A 20,362-nucleotide genomic window follows, 5' to 3' on the forward strand; every position below is an offset into this window, starting at 1 on the left:
GACAAAAAAGCGAGCACTACGCTCGCTTTTTTATTTTAGTCGCTGGTTATAGCTATAAGCACAACCTTATTTAAAACCCTTTTCCTTTCGAATCAGATCATAAGCAGCTTGTAACTCTTGAGTTTTTTGTTTAGCGATTTCCATCATTTCTGGTGGTAAACCTTTAGCGGCCAATTTATCAGGATGGTGTTCATTCATTTGCTTACGGTAGGCACGCTTAACTTCTTGCGCAGAGGCATCATCATTAACACCCAACACTTTAAATGCATCCGCTAATTGATCACGCGTTGGTGGTGCTTGAAAACCACCACCTTGCTGTTGGTACTGCTGATGAAATCCACCTTGCTGAAAGCGGAACGCCGCTTCTTGCATTTGCAAGCGTTGCTCTAGTTGCGCTTCTGAGAAACCAAGATAGCGTGCAATCACATGCAATAACTCACGCTCTTTCGGATGTAATTGCCCGTCAGCGAACGCAGCTTGAATTTGAAGCTCTAAGAAAAACTGTAATAAATCAGCCCGTCCAGCACGACTACGGACACGATTAAGGGTTTCTTCTAATGGGAAGTTATCTTCTTTGCCTTCACGAAATGCATTTTGTGCTTGGCGACGAGATTCGCCTTGCAGCCCCATCCGATCCATAATCGTACTAGCAACACGAATTTCGTTCTCAGTCACGCGACCTTTGGCTTTTGCCATGTGGCCCATAGTGGCAAAACAGGCATTAAAGAACTCCGCTTGGCGTTCAGCATTAGTGGCATTTTTACCGCCAAAACCACCAAAGCCGCCATTCATTTGGCGCGCATAAGCCTTGTCAAATTGATGGCCAATAAACAGCCCGATCAACAATCCAGGTAGCTTACCAATAGAGAGTCCTAGCAACGCGCCAATAATTTTTCCCCATATACCTGTTTTCTGCATTCTATACTCTCTGGTAATTCGTTAATTTTTTCACTGTTTACCCCACAGCATGCGCTGAAAAGATGCCGTCGCGTTAAATTTGCATTATGATAGCTGTCATTTGTCGGGAATGCTTGTAAAAAGCGCAACAATTCGCCTTGCACCAAATTGATACAGGAATGTTGAATTAGATGTCACTTACCTCTCACAGTTTACTAGCCACAATGATTAGCTTAGCCCTTTATGGCCCAGCAATGGCTGCCGACACCACCTCTACAAGTGGTGATGGTCACAACCAGCAAACCATTGCAGATCCCGCTAATAATACGATTAATGGTAACAAAGATCCTCTTGCGATGGTACGTGGCGTCTGCATCCCAGAAAAAGATCGCCAACAAGATACCAACAACGAACCGATCCATATCAGTGCTAACCGCGTTGAAGCGCAACAAAATAAAACCGCGGTATATTCTGGTGATGTGGTGGTCAAGCAAGGCACTCGTACTATTGTTGCTGATAAAGCAACTTTACAACAACCAGCCAATATTGTGACGGCTAACGGTAACGTTTTCTACCAAGATGGTGGCATGGATATTGATGCCAAACGCCTTACGAGCGATCTTGATACTAAAGATGCCCAAATGGATGATGCCGTCTACCAAATGACCTGTCAGCCAGGTCGGGGTGATGCGAAATTAATTGAGCGTCGCAATGTTGATGGCACACAGTTTTATAAGATGAAAGATGGCACCTACACCACTTGCCCGAATAACGATAAAAGCTGGCGCTTTGCCGCTGGCAGCCTCGAGCGTGATGGTGAGTCTCCGTTTGCAGATCTGTATAACGCCCGCTTTGAAGTACTCGATTTCCCAATATTTTATCTGCCTTGGTTACGCGTTCCAGTTACAGAGCAACGTCTTACTGGTTTCCTTTACCCGTCGCTTAGCTACGGCTCTAAAAACGGTATGGAAATTGAAACCCCATTTTACTGGAATATTGCCCCTAATTACGATTTGACCTTTACACCTAAATACATGAATCACAGAGGGTTACAGCTAACGTCTAAATTCCGTTATCTGACTGACTTTGGTCAAGGCCAGTTCATTGGTGAATATTTAGGTCACGACAAAAAACACCCAGATTACGATAAACGCTGGGGTATTCAGTGGACACATAGCGGTATTATCAACAAAAACTGGTTGCTGAACATTGATTACAGCAAAGTCAGTGATACTGCATATTTTGACGACGTTGATTCAACTATCGGCCAGCGTGAAGATAATAACCTGCTGCAAACCGCGTCATTAGCATATCGAAATGATAATTGGGACACCAGCTTAATGGTGCGTGACTTCCAACCACTCACTCCAAGTGGCGAAGGCACTCAATACCGATTAATGCCTCAACTATCAAGCACCTACTATAAGTCTGATCTGCCTTATGGCTTAGACTTTAGTTTGCCAATGAGTATCGGTAAGTTTGATACCGATGATCGAGCTAAACCGACAGCCGATCGAGTTACATTTGATCCAACATTAACCTTGCCATACGCGACACCGTGGTGGTCAGTCACGACTCAAGCAAAATTAAACTACGCACATTACAACCAACAGTTTGATGTCAATGTTAATCCAAATTTAAGTACACTTGATAAAACAACTAATCGCACCGTACCTGAGTTTCGAGTTAACAGTAGTTTATACTTTGAGCGTGATACCTCCATTATGGGAGAACATTACACTCAAAGCTTAGAGCCACAACTACAATATTTATACGTTAAAAATGTTGATCAATCGGGGATTTATAACCCGGTTAATTATAGTGGTGGTGGTTACGACTCAACCCGTTTACAACAAGATTATTACGGCTTGTTTAGTGATCGTACTTATAGTGGTCAAGATTACATTGCTGCTGCTAACCAATTTACGGTTGGTGCCACAACTCGCTATTATGATGCAAACTTTAAGGAACGATTTACCCTTTCATTGGGTCAAATATTCTATATTGATAAACCTGTCGCTGATGGCACAGAAGCAAAAAGCTATTCTGCAACGGCATTAGAAACCGAATTCAACCTTAATGATAACCTGTTCTTCAAGAGTGCAATGCAATATGACTCAAGTAAGAATGAAATTCAGCAAGGCAGTACTGCAGTTGAATACCGTAATGGTCGCGTTTTTGTTCAACCTAGCTATCGTTATGTGTCTCGTTCTTATCTTGGTAATTATGTTGATGAAAATACATTAAAAGATAACGGTAATGATGGCATATCACAATTAGGGTTATCAGCAGGTTTTCCAATTAACGATAATATTGATATTACTGCGGATTATTTCCAAGATATGAATGTCAATAAAATGCTAGAGAGTCGGGTCGGCCTAGTTTACCGCTCTGCATGTTGGATGATCGGTTTAAGCTATAATCGCTATGCAAAAAATGCATTGAGCCAAGATTTTACTGAGTATGACAGTAATGTTAGCTTCTCGTTTAGTCTACTTGGGCTTCAAGGTGCACGACCATTTGGTCAAACATCGACAGATGATGGCGGCAATATCTTAGGTTATGCTGACCCATTCACACTTAAAAATTAATGATCGTGGCGATAATACATATCGCCACTCAACATGACGGACTATAAATGAAAAAGTGGAAGTATTCGGCGCTAAGCGTAATGCTCATGGGGATGACAGCGACAGCAATGGCAGCTCCTCAACCGCAAGAATTAAATCAAATTGTAACCACGGTTAACGATGGTGTCATTTTACAAAGTGACGTCAATGCAATGCTTAAAACTGTTCATCTAAATGCGGCAGCAGAGGGCCAACAACTGCCCCCTAATAATATTTTACGCCAGCAAGTGATGGACAAATTAATCATGGAAAGTTTGCAAATCCAGCAAGCAAAACAGCTAGGATTACGCATTGACGACAATCAACTTGATCAAGCGATTGCTGATGTTGCTAAGCAACGAAATATGACCGTGGCTCAACTACGTCAAGATTTAGCGAGTGCCGGTATCAGCTTCTCAATGTTCCGTGAGCAATTACGTAACGATATGCTAGCTTCTGAAGCGCGTACCATTATTGTCCGTAAACGAGTGAATATTCTGCCACAAGAAGTGGATAGTTTAGCCGCACAGCTAGCAAAACAAACTCAGCAAAACGTCCAGTACAACATTAGCCAAATTCAAATTGCTGTCGATGATGATGCAAACAAAGCGACCCGTGAAAAAGCGAAGCAAGAAGCTGATAAAATTTATGCCCAATTAAAACAAGGCGCTAATTTTGCTGAATTGGCTTATCGCTACTCAAAAGGCCCTAAAGCCCTTAAAGGTGGAGAATGGGGTTGGATGAGTAAAGATGAAATGCCAACTATCTTTGCTGACCAAATTAAAACCAGCGGTAAAGACAGTGTAATTGGTCCTTTCCGTAGCGGTGTTGGTTACCATATTTTAAAAATTAATGACGTTAAAGGCATGCCAACAGTTTCTGCGGTTGAAGTAAAAGCACGTCATATTTTAATTAAAACCTCCATCATTTTAAGTGACGCCGCAGCTAAAAAAGAATTACAACAAATTCGCCAGAAGATCATTAGTGGTAAAGAAACCTTTGCTGCAGCAGCAAAACAATACAGCGAAGATCCAGGCTCAGCGGCTAATGGTGGTCAACTAGGTTGGCAAGTACCATCAATGTATGCACCTGCTTTTGAAAAAGAAGTAGAAACATTGCCAGTAGATCAAATTAGCCAACCATTTAAATCTCAGTTTGGTTGGCACATTGTTGAAGTTGAAGGTCGCCGTAATGTCGATCGTACTGAAGCTGCATTAAAGAACCGTGCCGCACAGATTTTATTTAACCGTAAATTCAATGAAGAAGCACAAACTTGGTTACAAGAACTTCGTGCTGGTGCCTACATTGAACAAATGAATAAGGTAAATAATGGCTAATAACAAGCAGGTGACTAACACACAACGGATTGCAATCACTCCAGGTGAACCGGCAGGAATTGGCCCAGATTTAGTCATTGCCTTGTGTCAGCAACATTGGCCGCATCAACTTGTAATTTGTGCTGATGCTCAGGTTATGGTAGAACGTGCGGCTCAATTAGGTTTGCCACTTACTATTTTGCCCTATCAATCTGAGTTACCAGCTCAACCACATCAAGCTGGCACCATGACAGTGGCTCAAATAGACAGTGCCGCTGAAGTTGTCTGTGGACAACTTGACGAGCAAAATGGTCTCTATGTATTAGCAACACTAGAACGTGCAGCTTCTGGCTGTATGAGTGGTGAATTTGCCGCGGTTGTTACAGGTCCAGTACACAAAGGCGTAATCAACCGCGCCGGAGTTTCTTTTAGTGGTCACACTGAATTTTTTGCACAGCAATCAGATACAGCACAAGTTGTTATGATGCTGGCAACAGAAGGTTTACGGGTTGCATTAGTGACGACCCATATTCCTATAAGCTGTGTTTCTAAAGCCATTACCGAATCTCGACTTAAGCAAGTTATTCGTATCTTGCATGCTGACTTAGTGACTAAATTTGGTATTGCGTCCCCCAAAATTTATGTTTGCGGGCTCAATCCTCATGCCGGAGAAGACGGCTGTATGGGAATGGAAGAAATTGATACTATCATCCCAACATTAGAACAACTGCGTCAACAAGAAGGCATAAATTTGCTTGGACCATTTCCAGCAGATACTATCTTTCAAGAAAAATATTTAGCTGATGCCGATACGGTGTTAGCGATGTATCACGATCAAGGGTTACCGGTGCTGAAATACAAAGGCTTCGGTAAATCAGTCAACATTACGTTGGGACTGCCCTTTATCAGAACTTCAGTAGATCATGGTACCGCACTGGAACTCGCAGGTACTGGGCAAGCAGACATAGGTAGCCTTCGGACAGCGCTATCCCACGCCCTCGAATTGGTAGAAAAACAAGCATGAGCAGCGATCAAGTCCACTTAGGTCACCGCGCGCGTAAGCGCTTTGGCCAAAACTTTTTAAAAGACCCATATATTATTGATGGCATTGTGTCAGCGATTAACCCTCTACCAGGCCAAAACTTGGTAGAAATTGGCCCCGGCCTTGGTGCAATTACTGAATATGTTGGCAAATTAGTTGATAAATTTACCGTTATTGAACTTGACCGAGATCTGGCTGAGCGTTTACGTAACCATCCCGATCTTGCCTCAAAGCTAACGATCCATGAAGGCGATGCAATGCGCTTCGACTTTACGCAACTTATTAAGCCAAATAATAAGCTACGTATCTTCGGTAATTTGCCTTACAACATCTCAACACCATTGATGTTCCATATTTTTGAATTCCATAAAGACGTACTAGATATGCACTTTATGCTTCAAAAAGAAGTGGTTAATCGTCTAGCAGCCGGCCCAGGTAGCAAGGCTTATGGTCGTCTAACAGTAATGGCACAATACTACTGTAAAGTGATGCCTGTATTGGAAGTTCCACCAGAATCTTTCGTACCAGCACCGAAAGTTGATTCTGCGGTAGTACGTTTAACGCCATATGAAGTTTTACCTTACCCATGTACTAACCTAAAATGGCTAGATCGTGTGTGTCGTGAAGGCTTCAACCAACGTCGTAAAACAATTCGTAACTGTTACAAAGGCTTGTTCACTCCAGAACAACTTGAAGCGCTAGGCGTTAATCCTGGCCACCGCCCTGAAAACATTACGGTTGAGCAATTTGTTGCTATGGCTAATTGGCTTGATGTTAATTTCCAAAAAGAACAATAACCGCTATAACCTACTTATAACGGCGTAAATAACCTTAAAACCCTGTGTAACATGTCACGTGTTACACAGGGTTTTCTTTATTTATCAGCCAACAATACTAAAATGAGAATAAACCATCAGCAAAGGATATTGCCTGTGAGTATCTCATCCCCTCCAACAATCAAGTGTCATGTTGTTAGTCATTATCTAGTCGAACAATCACAACCAGAACTCCAACGCTATGTTTTTTCATATACCATTATTATCAAAAATTTAGGTCGTGGCTGTGCCCACTTACTTAAACGTTATTGGTTGATCACCGATGCCAACGGGAAAAAATTAGTCATTGAGGGCGAAGGTGTTGTAGGTCAACAACCGTATATTAACGCTGATGATGAGTTCACTTATACCAGTGGTACCGTTATTGAAACCCCTGTCGGCGTTATGCAAGGCCAATACACCATGGAAGATGAATTAGGTAATGCCTTTAAAGTTGAAGTAGCACCATTTCGACTAGCAATGCCAAACATTCTTCATTAATCTAATGCGATTAATTTCATGTTAATTAACGCATTGATAATGGGAGCACCATGGCGACTTATCTTGTCGGTGATATTCAAGGCTGTTTACCCGACTTAAAAAAATTACTGGCGCAAGCTAATTTCGATCCTCACCACGATCATTTATGGCTCGCGGGTGATCTGGTTGCCCGCGGACCTGAATCATTAGAAACATTACGCTTTGTCAAAGCATTAGGCGATCACGCTACCGTGATCCTTGGCAATCATGACTTGCATTTATTAGCCGTATCTCATCAACTCGCACGCGCTAAAAAAAGCGATAATATTCATCAGATTTTCACCGCAGAGGATGGCCAAGAGTTACTCGATTGGTTACGCCACCAGCCATTATTAGCCGAACATCCGCACTATCCATTTGTTATGGTGCATGCTGGCATTACGCCACAGTGGACACTTGAACAAGCCCGCCACCATGCTAGTGAAGTAGAGCAACTACTACAGTCTAATGACTACTTATGGCTTCTGAAAAATATGTATGGCGATGGTCCTGATTGGTGGCAAGACGATCTTTCGCGATTAGAACGATTACGGTTTACGATCAACAGCTTTACGCGAATGCGTTTTTGCGATCCTCAAGGACGGCTAGATATGCATTGCAAAGTGCAACCTAACGATCCTGCCATCGGTGATTTAATCCCGTGGTTTGATGTCAAACGTAGTCAGCCATTAGGAAAAACCATTATTTTTGGTCATTGGGCGGCACTGATGGGCCACCAGGATGAGCACTGTATCGGTTTAGATACTGGCTGCGTATGGGGTAATAGCTTAACCATGTTACGTTGGGAAGATGGACAACGATTTGTCACCGAGTGTCCACTCTACGCTTAATTTGAAGTTATAAAAATGCCGACAATGATTGTCGGCATTATCTCGCTGATGCAATATATTCATCAGTTATGATCGTTCGAGGATCACGAACTCCATCGCATAAGCATTTTTATCATCGCTATTATGATGCTCTTTTGTTACCACTTGCCAATGATCTCCCCATTCAGGAAACTGAGTATCCCCTTTAAGATCTGCATCAATAAAAGTCAAATACAGTCTATCGGCTATCGGTAAACAGGCCTGATAAATGCTACCACCACCAATGATCATTAACTCTGGTACATCACCAGCAACTAACTTGGCAGCGGCAATATCGTTGACCACCGTAATACCTTCAGCACTGAAATGAGGATTACGACTAATAACAATATTTAATCGCCCAGGTAGCGGCCGTCCAATCGACTCAAAGGTTTTACGCCCCATAACAATCGGTTTACCTAAAGTGCAACGCTTAAACCACGTAAAATCTGCAGGTAAATGCCATGGCATACTATTATCATTACCAATGATCCGATCATGAGCCATTGCAGCGATCATACTGATCTTCATCTTTGTATCTCCATTCACACTCTCAGTGCGCACATTATCATTCTGCTATCGTTATATCACAGGACGGCGACGATAAAATAATAACCCCGGCATTGCTAATCCAATTGCCAATGCCGCCACAATAAACATCGCTTTTAGCACATTATCAATCATCAGCCCCCATAATTCTAATGAGAATCCACGATGATTAATTTCAACGATTGCAATCATGGCTTTAAAGGCAAACACTCCCGGCACCATCGGAATCAATGCGGCAACAGTAAACACTTTAGGGTGTGCCAAAAAACGGTGCGACCAATGGACACCTATCATACCAACGAGAGTTGCTGCGACCAACGTTGACCATTCGATCGAGATCCCCCAATGCATTAGCAAGAACCGCGTTCCATGACCAATCGCACCACCAATTGCACAATATTTTAGCGCTTTTTTAGGGACATTAAACACCAATGCAAATCCTAATGCAGGGATCATCGCAAGTAACATATCATTGAGTAACGCTAACATTAACGTCATAGTAACCACCCCCAGACATCAAGCACATTCATCGCCGCCACAATCCCCATACAGGTTGATAGTGTCAATAAACTTGCCATTGTCCAACGAGCTAACCCCATACTTGGAAAACCTTTTACCATATCAGCCACCGCATTAATTAACGGGAAACCAGGGACTAACATCAGCACTGATGAAGCCATGGCTAAAAAAGGCTGTTCTCCAATATTGTATACTTGCCCAAGTCCTGAAATTAAAGTGGTAACAAACGCGGTTATTGCAAAGTTTAACAACGGATTAAAATGATAGCTGGCTATTTGCTGTCGGACACACATACCCACAGATGAAGCACAAAAGGTAAGTAAAAATACAGCCCAATCGCCACCAGCTAAACGACTAAATGCCGCGCATGATAAGCCAATCATAAGCGCAACTAACCAGCGATTATAACGTTGGGTTTTAAGATTTTCTAAACGATGTTGAACGTCATTACAATCCAATAATCCACGCTCAACAAGAATGCAAATACGTTGAATATCAGTCACTATTTGCATGTTAATTCCCCCGTCTTGGCAACGACGCGTGGTGGTAATACAGCAACCTAAATGACGAGTACTGATCACTATCGAACTCGCTGATAATGACACTTCAACATACTCAACCCCGAGTGCTAACCCGAGTCGGCGAGTGACATCCATGATAACCGAGCTCTCAGCCCCATGTTGCAATAACCGTTGACCAACCTCAATCGCTAACCGAGTCACTTGCCGTTGCTGAGCGTCATTCAACGGTTGGAGTGCTCTCTCCATGCCAATATCCATTTACAATCCATTATAAAAATACCTTTTGTAACAACTAGCATACCTAACCCGCTGCAGCCTGCGTTGATTAAGCACAAAAAAAAGCCACACCTCAAAAGGTGTGGCTCATTAGCATAAAGCTCGCTCGGACTTAAGGCTTATAGATGATCTCTACATCGTAATCATCTTCATTCCAGTCATCCCAATCATCATCATCGCCGTCTTCATCCTGAACTTTCTTAATTTGTTCAGCGTGGTAATCATCCCACTTAAAGTCAACTTTATCAGCTTGTTGCTCTTCAACTTCATACTTAACACGTGGCAAGGCATCAATAGCCACCATCAGATCATAAGTAAGCTCTTTAGTACCAACACGGTTCAAGGCAGAAATACTGTAATGCTGACCTTCCCATGCTAATGCTTCAAGTACTTCAGTGATCTTTTGTTGTGCTTGCTCTTCATCAAGAAGATCTGCTTTGTTAAAGATAATCCAACGTGGCTTATTACCCAGTTTATCACTGTATTGCTCAAGCTCATTGATGATAGTAAATGCATTCTCTACCGGATCAGAGCCATCAGCTGGTAATAAATCAATCATGTGTAATAACACACGACAACGCTCAAGGTGTTTCAAGAAGCGAATACCTAGACCAGCACCTTCAGCGGCACCTTCAATTAGACCAGGAATATCAGCAACGACAAAACTACGCTCAGCATCAACACGTACCACGCCCAAGCTTGGAACAAGGGTAGTGAATGGGTAATCAGCTACTTTCGGCTTAGCAGACGATACAGAGCGAATGAAGGTAGATTTACCAGCATTAGGCAGACCTAACATACCAACATCAGCTAAAAGCAGTAGTTCAAGACGTAAATGACGAATTTCACCTTTACTACCCATACTCTTTTGACGAGGAGCACGGTTTACAGATGATTTGAAGCGGGTGTTACCTAGGCCATGGAAACCGCCCTTAGCAACCATCACTTTCATACCATGTTCAGTAAGATCGGCAATCACTTCACCTGTATCTTCATCAATGGCACGTGTACCTACAGGTACTGTTAATACTTTATCCGCACCGCGTTTACCCGTACAGTTACCACCACGGCCATTTTCGCCACGCTCAGCAGCATGGAAACGCTCAAAGCGATAATCAATTAGAGTGTTAAAGTTTTCATCAGCTAGCAGGTAAACATCACCGCCGTCACCGCCGTCACCGCCGTCAGGGCCGCCACGAGGAATGTACTTTTCAGTACGAAAACTTACTACACCATTACCACCGTCACCGGCATCGGCGCGAATAACCGCTTCATCTATAAACTTCATTTTTTTCTCCGCACTGTGGCGTTTAACATACAGCGATGACGGCATTTAGCACTTATCATCGCGTAGTAATTATTGTCATGGACCTTGACTATTTGCTCTGGCGAATAAACTTATGGCCTATAGCACAGCAAACAGCGCCACTTACCACAACCATAGCACCGAGATAGCCCCATATATTCAAAGAGACTGTCGCAACATATTGTGGCCAAGCCAAACTCGCAAGATCGACAAATAATATCGTAAACAAGGGAGTCAGTGTAATCACTGCACTCACTTGTGATGCTTGCCAACGTGCCATTGCTTCAGCAAATGCACCATAGCCAACAAGCGTATTAACACAACAGAATAACAGCATCCCTAATTGACGGTTATCCATTGTTAAAATTTGTTGTGGTTGTGCCATTGGGGTCAGTATTACAGCACAGATGATATAAATCATCAGTAATATTTGTGCTGATGAAAACTGCCGTAATAACCATTTCTGCGCTAAGCCATAAACGACCCACACTAACGCAGCGGCAACAGCAAGACTAACACCAAGAGTATAGCCAGAAAAACTGGTAAACAACTCAATAAGCCGTTCATTAAAAAATAAGATCAGCCCACTAATTAACGCAATTACACCAATAATTTGATGTCGGCCTAACTTTTCTTTAAATACCCACGCACTGGATACTAACAGCATCACGGGGGCTAATTGGATAATAACTTGTACAACGGGAGGATTTAGGTATTTCAATGAACTGTTATACAGCACAAAGTTACCCGCAAGGCCAATACTGGCGATGGCTAGCACCACACAACTCATTCGCCCAAGATTTGATATCGTTGGTAATTGCTTTCGCCACGCTAAAAAAAGGCCTAAGCCAAACGCTGCAGTAATAAAGCGATACCAAACAATTGTAAAAGGATCCATCACTTCTACAGCTTGTTTCATTGCAATGGGTAATGCGCCCCAAAAAACGGCGGTTGTCATTGCAAGAAAAAAACCAATCATGGGGCCGCGGTTAATCATAAACCCTCCAGATATAAAAAGCCCCGCCAAAAAGGCAGGGCTTTAATATTCGTGTCGATTCTGAAAATTATTCAGCGTCGATAGATACGAATTTACGGTTTTTAGGACCTTTAACTTCAAACTTCACTTTACCATCAGATAGAGCGAATAGAGTGTGGTCTTTACCTAGGCCAACGTTTGTGCCAGCGTGGAACTTAGTACCACGTTGACGAACGATGATGTTGCCTGCTAATACAGACTCGCCACCAAAACGCTTAACACCTAGGCGTTTGCTTTCTGAATCACGGCCGTTATTAGTAGAACCGCCAGCTTTTTTATGTGCCATCTTTAAATTCTCCTGTTATTAAGCGCTGATGCCAGTAATTTTGACTTCAGTGAACCACTGACGGTGGCCCATTTGCTTACGAGAGTGCTTACGACGACGGAACTTAACGATTTTAATCTTATCGCCACGACCGTGAGTAACAACTTCAGCAGTTACTTTACCGCCAGCTACGAACGGTGCGCCTACAGTTACTTCTTCGCCATTAGCTACTAAAAGTACTGAGTCAAATTCAACGTTAGCGCCAGTTTCAGCGTCTAATTTTTCTAAGCGTAAGGTTTGGCCTTCGCTTACACGGTGTTGTTTACCACCACTTTGGAAAACAGCGTACATGTCTTACTCCGCTTCTCCGCATAGGCCATTTGCCACGTCTAAAATGGGCAATGGGTATGCGCTTAATCTTGTCATCAATAGGGCGCGAATGTTACGCGAAAAGAGACTTTGTGGCAAGCCATTATGGAAAGAAAATTGGTGAAAAGCTGCCCAATACAAAAACTGTTTGAAATAGCTGTATTTGAGGTTATGACGATATGGTTATTTTAGTGTAAGATTCCCGTATCAATTGAAAATATTTTCCGCCCTACGCGGCTAACAATCTTGCTGGATGTATAATGGATTTTAAAGCTATCCAAGCGCTCACCGCCAACGATATGGCGGAAGTCGACGCGAAGATACAGGCGCAACTTAACTCAGATGTTGCCCTCATTAATCAACTCGGATTCTACATTGTCAACAGTGGTGGAAAACGTATTCGCCCCATGCTGGCAGTATTAACAGCACGTGCACTTGGCTATGAGGGTGACAAACACACCACAGCCGCGGCTTTTGTTGAATTTATCCACACCGCGACATTGCTCCATGATGATGTGGTTGATGAATCAGATATGCGTCGTGGCAAAGAAACAGCCAATGCCGCTTTTGGTAATGCAGCCAGTGTTTTAGTTGGTGACTACATTTATACGCGCTCATTTCAAATGATGACAAGCCTACGATCCTTAAGGATCCTTGATATCATGAGTGAAGCAACCAATGTGATCGCTGAAGGTGAAGTACTGCAGTTAATGAACTGTAACGATCCTGAAACCACAGAAGCCAGCTACATGCAGGTGATCTACTCGAAAACAGCGCGCTTATTTGAAGCATCAACACAAATTGCGGCCATTATTGCAGATGCACCAACAGAAATTGAGGTTGCGCTGCAAGAGTATGGACGTTATTTAGGTACTGCTTTCCAGTTAATCGATGACGTCCTTGACTATGTTGCCGACGGCAAAGAAATGGGTAAGAACGTTGGTGATGATCTTGCTGAAGGCAAACCGACATTACCTTTACTGCATGCAATGCATCATGGCGATCAAGCACAGGCTACAATGATACGTGAAGCAATTGTTCATGCTAATGGCATGGATAAGCTTGAGGCTATTTTGGCTTGTATGCACCAATATGGCTCGTTAGAGTACACTCAACAACGTGCTGAACAAGAAGCACAAAAAGCCATAGCGGCTCTAGCTCCAATTGCTGAGTCCGACTATAAGCAAGCACTGATTACGTTAGCCCATATGGCAGTACAACGTAAAAAATAATCCCCTTTTTATCAAAACCTGTCCTAGTGGCAGGTTTTTTTATATCCAATAACCTCCCCCCGTGATAACTCTATCTACGATCGACGATGATCTATACTGTAGCTACTAGGTAAATAAAGTGCCTTATCGGCTAAGAAGGTGATCATGGATATGAAGCATTTGACCAAAGGAATGTGGGTTGAATCTTATCATGGAGTAGGCAAAGTGATCGGCATTGATCATCAGTACCACTCAGTGATCGTCGAGCACCGCCAAGATCATCAATTACAGTCAATAGATATTGCAGATCTTATCGAACAACCTCAACTCCATAATGGTTGCGAACGTTATTATTAATATTCATAAATAACAGCCATAAAAAAGCGGCTCTTTAGGCCGCTTTTTTAATTCAAATAGTTAAGCTGGTTTATTTTGCAGCAAACTCTTCACCCAGTGTAATATCTGCACGTAATGTATCAAGCATGCTTTCTAATGCATTTTGTTCAAATGCACTTAATGTACCGTAGTCCATCACTTCTTCAATGCCATCTTTACCCAGTAATACAGGTTGAGCGAAGAAACGAGTATGTTTACCGTCACCTTCAACATAAGCGCATTCAACAACACCTTGTTCACCTTGTAATGCACGCACCATGGCTAAACCAAAACGACAGGCGGCTTGGCCCATAGACAATGTCGCAGAGCCACCACCCGCTTTAGCTTCTACAACTTCAGTACCTGCATTTTGAATGCGTGGAGTTAATGCTTTCACTTCATCTTCACTAAAGCTCACACCTTCAACTTGCGATAACAATGGTAAAATAGTTACCCCCGAATGGCCACCAATGACAGGTACTCGAATATCACATGGTGAAACGCCTTTTAGCTCAGCAACAAATGTTTCCGAACGAAGTACATCTAAAGTCGTAATACCAAATAACTTACGCTTGTCGTAAACACCGGCTTTTTTCAATACATCAGCCGCAATTGCAACCGTAGTATTTACAGGATTAGTAATAATACCAACACAAGCTTGTGGACACACTACTGCGATTTTTTCAGCTAATGATTTTACAATACCAGCATTAACATTGAATAAATCAGAACGATCCATTCCGGGTTTACGTGCTACACCTGCAGAAATAAGCACAACATCAGCACCTTCTAGCGCCGGCGTTGGATCGTCCCCACAATATCCTTTAATTGCTACAGGGGTTGGAATATGGCTTAAATCTGCCGCAACCCCAGGTGTCACTGGAGCAATATCATATAAAGCAAGATCTGAGCCTGCTGGTAAACGATTTTTCAATAGCAATGCTAATGCCTGACCAATACCACCAGCCGCACCAATTACAGCAACTTTCATGTTCGTTCTCCTTTACGATAGAAGTATATTTATTGAAGTGGGTACAACCTAATTCAGTTAATAATAGTAGTAACTGAATAACAATCTATGGACGTTATATTAAGCATAAAAAAAATACAATCTTCTCCCCCTCGCTTTGCGAAGTAACGCAGAATCCCATAAAAATGCACTCAAATGCTTTTATCAGACAAATAAAATAAAAAATTAATAATGACTCTGCTTTATCAGATTTCAATTAATTAGTTATGATAAAACAATGACAAGAGCCACAATAAAAAATTTTATCTATGCCAAAAATGCGAATTCACATATTTATTTTGATTCAGTTTGTTTGCCAGTGAGTCACAGGTTATGCAAAAATGGCTCACCTCGTCCCTGTAGATAATATTTACTTATGCGAAATTCAGATAAACAAGAACGTTTAATCAAAGCGTTTAAATCAATTTTAAAAGAAGAAAAATTCAGTTCTCAAGGTGAGATTGTTGATGCGTTAAAAGCACAGGGTTTTGATAATATTAACCAATCAAAAGTCTCTCGCATGCTAACAAAATTCGGCGCAGTCCGTACTCGCAATGCAAAGATGGAAATGGTTTATTGCTTACCGATTGAGCTGGGTGTTCCAACAATCACTAGCCCATTAAAAGAATTAGTAATGGAAGTGGGCTTTAATAGTGCCTTAGTCGTGATCCATACCGGTCCCGGCGCAGCGCAAGTTATTGCACGCTTATTAGACTCTTTAGGTAGAGCGGAAGGAATCTTAGGTGTTGTTGCGGGTGACGATACTATTTTTATTACACCGACCAATAACATCACCACCAATGAGCTTTATGACTCGGTATGCGAGCTGTTTGATTACAGCAACTGATCGATGATTAGGGTCTATCTAACTTTGCGTAGCATCAATATCAATGCTCAAGAAATATAGACCCTTTGTTTTCAGTGTCTCCTTAATATGAGTGACACTCTGTTCCTAAATTAGGATTGTTCGCGTTGATCATATCCCCAACGAGGAACTAAACCTTGCTCTATTTTTAGGTGATCTAAGATACGTGCCACCATAAAATCCACTAAATCAGCAATGGTTTGCGGTTGATGATAAAATCCTGGTGCTGCAGGCATGATCGTAACCCCCAATTGCGATAGCTTAAGCATATTCTCTAAATGGATGCTTGAGAATGGCGTTTCTCTGACCACAAGTAGCAATTGACCACGCTCTTTTATCACTACATCCGCCGCCCGCTCGAGCAAATTATTCGACATTCCATAAGCAACGGAAGCTAACGTCGATGCCGAACATGGACAGATCACCATTTGTTTAGGCGCTGCCGAACCTGAAGCTACAGGTGAAAACCATTCCTCTTTACCACACACTACCAATTTTTCAGTGGCACACTGCAAATAAGCAACTAATTGTTGCTGCGCTGTTTCTGGTGCTGCTGATAATTTAAGCCCATGCTCAGTCGCCAATACCACTCGCGCCGCCGATGAAATCAACAGATAAACCTGATAATCTGCCGCCAACAAACATTCCAGCAAACGCAAACCATAAGGTGCACCGGACGCTCCCGTCCATGCCAATGTTATCTGTTTATGCTTCATTATATCTCACTTTATTTTGCAGTTAATGCGGCTAATAATTTGTCATGAATACCACAAAAACCACCATTACTCATCACTAAAATAGTATCGCCAGCCTGAGCTGATTCAGCAATCTTAGCCACCAGCGTATCAATATCATCACTACAAAATGCAGGTTGTGGACATTGATCTGCAATTTCTTGAACTGACCATGGAATATTATCCGGTTGAAATAAGAACACTTCATCTGCGGCATGTAACGCAGGTGCCAAGTCGTGTTTGTGTACACCTAATTTCATCGTATTTGAACGCGGTTCAAGCACAGCAAGAATACGTGATTGATTCAATTTAGCTCTCAATCCACCCAATGTTAACTCTATTGCGGTTGGATGATGGGCAAAATCATCATATACAGTGACGCCATTGACCTCACCTTTATACTCTAATCGACGCTTAGTATTGATAAATTTAGCTAATGACTCACAGGCTAAATTCGCCGTTACCCCCACGTGTCGAGCAGCAGCAATTGCCATCAATGCATTATTAACATTATGATCGCCAACTAATGCCCAGTCCACAACACCGACTAATTGACCATCCAGATAAACATCAAATATGCTGCCATCAGCAAGTTGTTTTTGCGCACGCCAATGGCCATCGCCACCAATATATTCCAATTCACTCCAACAACCCATCGCTAGCGTTTGATCAATATTTTTTACCCCATGCGGCGCTAAAATACGACCATTTCCTGGTACTGTACGTACTAAATGATGAAATTGACGTTGAATTGCTTTTAGATCATCAAAGATATCTGCATGATCAAATTCAAGATTATTCATGATCAAAGTGCGTGGATGGTAATGCACAAACTTCGAACGCTTATCAAAAAAAGCACTATCATATTCATCGGCTTCAACAACAAAAAACATACTTTCGCCAAGGCGAGCTGAAACACCAAAGTTTCCAAGCACTCCCCCCACTAAGAAGCCAGGTTGATAACCACAATCATCTAAAATCCAGGCTAACATACTCGCGGTAGTTGTTTTGCCATGTGTACCAGCAACTGCCATTACCCAACGATCATGCAATAAATAATCATGTAACCACTGAGGGCCAGAGGTGTAACGTAAATTATTGTTGAGGACATATTCAACACACGGATTACCGCGACTCATCGCGTTGCCGATCACCACTAAATCAGGTGCTGGATTTAATTGCTCAGGATCATATCCTTGAATTATTTCAATACCTTGAGACTCAAGCATGGTACTCATCGGTGGATAAACATTAGCATCAGAACCGGTAACTTTATGCCCAAGTTGAGTCGCTAATGTAGCTGCGCCCCCCATAAATGTTCCACAGATACCTAAAATATGAATATGCATAATTGCTCTCTCCATCCTTAATTTTTATTAATGTCACGCTTTGACGTTACTTCGTTACCATAAAAAAGATCTTTATATACAATTCTTTATATAACGAAAAATATTATGAGGCGTCCGATCTCATTATGCGTTGAGATCCAAACAGTATACAACTGAATCTCTCTACCCTTATGACAACATGATGCAAGGATTGTTTATGACCGATATTAGAACGCTTGGTGAATTTATTGTCGAGAAGCAGAATGATTTTCCTCACGCTAGTGGCGAACTATCATCACTATTAGGCTCGATCAAACTAGCGGCTAAAATCGTAAACCGCGAAATCAATAAAGCAGGACTGGTTGATATAACAGGGGCTGTAGGCACCGAAAATGTGCAGGGGGAAGAGCAACAAAAACTTGACCTTTATGCTAATGATAAATTTAAAGCAGCATTAGAAGCACGTGATCAAGTATGTGGCATTGCCAGTGAAGAAGAAGATCAAGCTGTCAGTTTTAACCGCCAATTAAATCGTGATGCTAAATATGTGGTGTTAATGGATCCACTAGATGGCTCATCTAACATTGATGTTAATGTATCCGTCGGCACCATTTTCTCAATCTATCGTCGAATATCTCCCGTTGGCTCACCTGCGACAGATGCCGATTTCCTGCAACCGGGACATCTGCAAGTTGCAGCCGGTTATATTATCTATGGCTCCTCAACGATGCTGGTTTACACTACTGGTAACGGTGTCCATGGCTTCACTTATGATCCCTCTCTCGGCGTATTCTGCCTCTCGCATGAGAATATGCAAATTCCGGTTGATGGCAATATTTACTCGATTAACGAAGGTAATTATATTCGTTTTCCATTAGGTGTGAAAAAATACATCAAGTATTGCCAAGAATGTGTTCCACAAGATAACCGTCCTTATACCTCACGCTACATTGGATCCTTAGTTGCTGATTTTCATCGTAATTTATTAAAAGGTGGAATCTACCTTTATCCAAGTACAGCCAGTTATCCAAATGGGAAATTACGCCTACTTTATGAATGTAATCCAATGGCACTGTTAATAGAACAAGCTGGCGGGCGAGCAACAGATGGTCAACAGCGTATTTTGGATCTTATTCCGACTGAATTACATCAACGAGTACCTTTTTTTGTTGGTTCAACCAATATGGTCAACAAAGTTGAGGCTTTCCTGCACGAAATAAATGATCAATAACAACAACAATTCAAGGTGGTGCTAGCCACCTTGATATTAATTAATCCTCTCTTTATCGCCATCAAGTTCCTTTAAAAACACTTCAAGCGCTGCGGTTGTTTTTAGCCATAATCATGATAACCTCGATATACGCAACATTTAATTAACCAAAAAGGAATCTATCATGAGCTTAAATAAAGTGACTGCAGGTCAGGACATTCCCAACGATATTAACGTTATTATTGAAATTCCAGCCAATGCCGACCCAATTAAGTACGAAGTAGATAAAGCCAGTGGCGCGATTTTTGTTGACCGTTTCACCTCAACTCCAATGTTCTATCCGTGTAATTATGGTTATATCAACCACACCCTTTCTCTTGATGGTGATCCTGTTGATGTATTGGTGCCAACGCCTTACCCATTACTTGCAGGTTCAGTTATTCGTTGTCGTCCAATCGGGGTGCTAAAAATGACCGATGAATCAGGTGAAGATGCTAAAATTGTGGCGGTACCACATAGTAAACTCACTTCAGAATACAATCATATTCAAGATATTGATGATCTTCCTAGTTTATTGAAAGCACAAATTGTGCACTTTTTCGAACACTATAAAGAATTAGAAGCTAACAAATGGGTCAAAATTGATGGCTGGGAAAATGCCGAGTCAGCAAAAGAAGAAATAATAACCTCATTTGAACGCGCACAAAAATAACGAGGCCTAG

22 protein-coding genes are annotated in these 20,362 nt (G+C 42.1%); 11 read left to right on the forward strand and 11 right to left on the reverse strand.

Annotation, left to right across the window (positions count from 1 at the left end; all coding sequences use genetic code 11):
* Positions 1-66 precede the first annotated feature (66 nt).
* Entirely contained in the window at positions 67-918 is an 852-nt protein-coding gene (gene djlA, locus C0W29_RS15150) for a co-chaperone DjlA (protein ID WP_045041771.1), read from the reverse strand.
* Positions 919-1,088: 170 nt separating this feature from the next.
* Here djlA and lptD point away from each other — a divergent pair, with 170 nt between their 5' ends.
* The 6 genes from lptD (at position 1,089) to C0W29_RS15180 (ending at position 8,049) form a co-directional block, all read left to right on the forward strand.
* Positions 1,089-3,488, forward strand: coding sequence for an LPS assembly protein LptD (gene lptD / locus C0W29_RS15155; RefSeq protein ID WP_045045354.1), 2,400 nt, complete (start codon positions 1,089-1,091; stop codon positions 3,486-3,488).
* A 47-nt stretch (positions 3,489-3,535) separates the two neighbouring features.
* Entirely contained in the window at positions 3,536-4,843 is a 1,308-nt protein-coding gene (gene surA, locus C0W29_RS15160; RefSeq protein WP_036796178.1) for a peptidylprolyl isomerase SurA, read from the forward strand.
* Positions 4,836-5,846 carry a 4-hydroxythreonine-4-phosphate dehydrogenase PdxA gene (gene pdxA / locus C0W29_RS15165; protein WP_173425424.1) on the forward strand — a complete coding sequence of 337 codons (1,011 nt, stop codon included), beginning with the start codon at positions 4,836-4,838 and terminating at the stop codon, positions 5,844-5,846. The genes surA and pdxA overlap by 8 nt, the downstream gene beginning before the upstream one ends.
* Positions 5,843-6,661 carry a 16S rRNA (adenine(1518)-N(6)/adenine(1519)-N(6))-dimethyltransferase RsmA gene (gene rsmA, locus C0W29_RS15170; protein ID WP_036796179.1) on the forward strand — a complete coding sequence of 273 codons (819 nt, stop codon included), beginning with the start codon at positions 5,843-5,845 and terminating at the stop codon, positions 6,659-6,661. The genes pdxA and rsmA overlap by 4 nt, the downstream gene beginning before the upstream one ends.
* A gap of 102 nt (positions 6,662-6,763) precedes the next feature.
* Positions 6,764-7,180, forward strand: coding sequence for a Co2+/Mg2+ efflux protein ApaG (apaG, locus tag C0W29_RS15175; protein WP_373455556.1), 417 nt, complete (start codon positions 6,764-6,766; stop codon positions 7,178-7,180).
* 50 nt (positions 7,181-7,230) lie between these two features.
* Positions 7,231-8,049, forward strand: coding sequence for a symmetrical bis(5'-nucleosyl)-tetraphosphatase (locus C0W29_RS15180; protein WP_036796181.1), 819 nt, complete (start codon positions 7,231-7,233; stop codon positions 8,047-8,049).
* 66 nt (positions 8,050-8,115) lie between these two features.
* Here the strand turns inward: C0W29_RS15180 and folA are convergent, their stop codons facing one another.
* The 7 genes from folA to rplU form a co-directional block, all read right to left on the reverse strand.
* Positions 8,116-8,598, reverse strand: coding sequence for a type 3 dihydrofolate reductase (folA, locus tag C0W29_RS15185; protein WP_036796183.1), 483 nt, complete (start codon positions 8,596-8,598; stop codon positions 8,116-8,118).
* Between the two features lie 51 nt (positions 8,599-8,649).
* On the reverse strand, positions 8,650-9,114 hold the full coding sequence (locus C0W29_RS15190) for a threonine/serine exporter family protein (RefSeq protein WP_045045355.1): 465 nt from the start codon (positions 9,112-9,114) through the stop codon (positions 8,650-8,652).
* Positions 9,111-9,914 (reverse strand): threonine/serine exporter family protein, encoded by an 804-nt coding sequence (locus C0W29_RS15195; protein WP_373455555.1) that lies wholly within the window; start codon positions 9,912-9,914, stop codon positions 9,111-9,113. The genes C0W29_RS15190 and C0W29_RS15195 overlap by 4 nt, the downstream gene beginning before the upstream one ends.
* Before the next feature lie 130 nt (positions 9,915-10,044).
* Positions 10,045-11,220 carry an Obg family GTPase CgtA gene (gene cgtA, locus C0W29_RS15200; RefSeq protein WP_036796185.1) on the reverse strand — a complete coding sequence of 392 codons (1,176 nt, stop codon included), beginning with the start codon at positions 11,218-11,220 and terminating at the stop codon, positions 10,045-10,047.
* A gap of 88 nt (positions 11,221-11,308) precedes the next feature.
* The gene (locus tag C0W29_RS15205; protein WP_036796187.1) at positions 11,309-12,235 is read right to left on the reverse strand and encodes a DMT family transporter; all 927 of its coding nucleotides are present in this window, start codon (positions 12,233-12,235) and stop codon (positions 11,309-11,311) included.
* A gap of 67 nt (positions 12,236-12,302) precedes the next feature.
* Positions 12,303-12,560: a 50S ribosomal protein L27 gene (gene rpmA, locus C0W29_RS15210; protein ID WP_036796188.1), complete on the reverse strand. Its 258-nt coding sequence runs from the start codon at positions 12,558-12,560 to the stop codon at positions 12,303-12,305.
* Between the two features lie 18 nt (positions 12,561-12,578).
* Positions 12,579-12,890: a 50S ribosomal protein L21 gene (gene rplU / locus C0W29_RS15215; RefSeq protein ID WP_036796189.1), complete on the reverse strand. Its 312-nt coding sequence runs from the start codon at positions 12,888-12,890 to the stop codon at positions 12,579-12,581.
* 278 nt (positions 12,891-13,168) lie between these two features.
* Between rplU and ispB the strand changes: the two genes are divergently transcribed.
* Positions 13,169-14,140, forward strand: coding sequence for an octaprenyl diphosphate synthase (gene ispB, locus C0W29_RS15220; protein WP_045041766.1), 972 nt, complete (start codon positions 13,169-13,171; stop codon positions 14,138-14,140).
* 150 nt (positions 14,141-14,290) lie between these two features.
* Positions 14,291-14,476 carry a hypothetical protein gene (locus tag C0W29_RS15225; RefSeq protein ID WP_230850453.1) on the forward strand — a complete coding sequence of 62 codons (186 nt, stop codon included), beginning with the start codon at positions 14,291-14,293 and terminating at the stop codon, positions 14,474-14,476.
* Between the two features lie 70 nt (positions 14,477-14,546).
* On the opposite strand, the gene mdh is transcribed toward C0W29_RS15225, so the two are convergent.
* Entirely contained in the window at positions 14,547-15,485 is a 939-nt protein-coding gene (gene mdh / locus C0W29_RS15230) for a malate dehydrogenase (protein WP_036796193.1), read from the reverse strand.
* A gap of 394 nt (positions 15,486-15,879) precedes the next feature.
* Between mdh and argR the strand changes: the two genes are divergently transcribed.
* A complete protein-coding gene (gene argR / locus C0W29_RS15235; RefSeq protein ID WP_036796195.1) occupies positions 15,880-16,350 on the forward strand; it encodes a transcriptional regulator ArgR in 471 nt (156 codons plus the stop codon).
* Positions 16,351-16,460: 110 nt separating this feature from the next.
* On the opposite strand, the gene C0W29_RS15240 is transcribed toward argR, so the two are convergent.
* Entirely contained in the window at positions 16,461-17,084 is a 624-nt protein-coding gene (locus tag C0W29_RS15240; RefSeq protein WP_036796197.1) for a flavin prenyltransferase UbiX, read from the reverse strand.
* Between the two features lie 11 nt (positions 17,085-17,095).
* Positions 17,096-18,451 (reverse strand): UDP-N-acetylmuramate:L-alanyl-gamma-D-glutamyl-meso-diaminopimelate ligase, encoded by a 1,356-nt coding sequence (gene mpl / locus C0W29_RS15245; protein WP_045045356.1) that lies wholly within the window; start codon positions 18,449-18,451, stop codon positions 17,096-17,098.
* A gap of 196 nt (positions 18,452-18,647) precedes the next feature.
* Between mpl and fbp the strand changes: the two genes are divergently transcribed.
* Positions 18,648-19,661: a class 1 fructose-bisphosphatase gene (gene fbp, locus C0W29_RS15250; RefSeq protein WP_036796200.1), complete on the forward strand. Its 1,014-nt coding sequence runs from the start codon at positions 18,648-18,650 to the stop codon at positions 19,659-19,661.
* A 163-nt stretch (positions 19,662-19,824) separates the two neighbouring features.
* The gene (gene ppa / locus C0W29_RS15255) at positions 19,825-20,352 is read left to right on the forward strand and encodes an inorganic diphosphatase (protein WP_045041764.1); all 528 of its coding nucleotides are present in this window, start codon (positions 19,825-19,827) and stop codon (positions 20,350-20,352) included.
* Positions 20,353-20,362 lie beyond the last annotated feature (10 nt).

It is taken from the genome of Photobacterium kishitanii (assembly GCF_003026355.1).
In the GTDB taxonomy this organism is placed as follows: domain Bacteria; phylum Pseudomonadota; class Gammaproteobacteria; order Enterobacterales; family Vibrionaceae; genus Photobacterium; species Photobacterium kishitanii.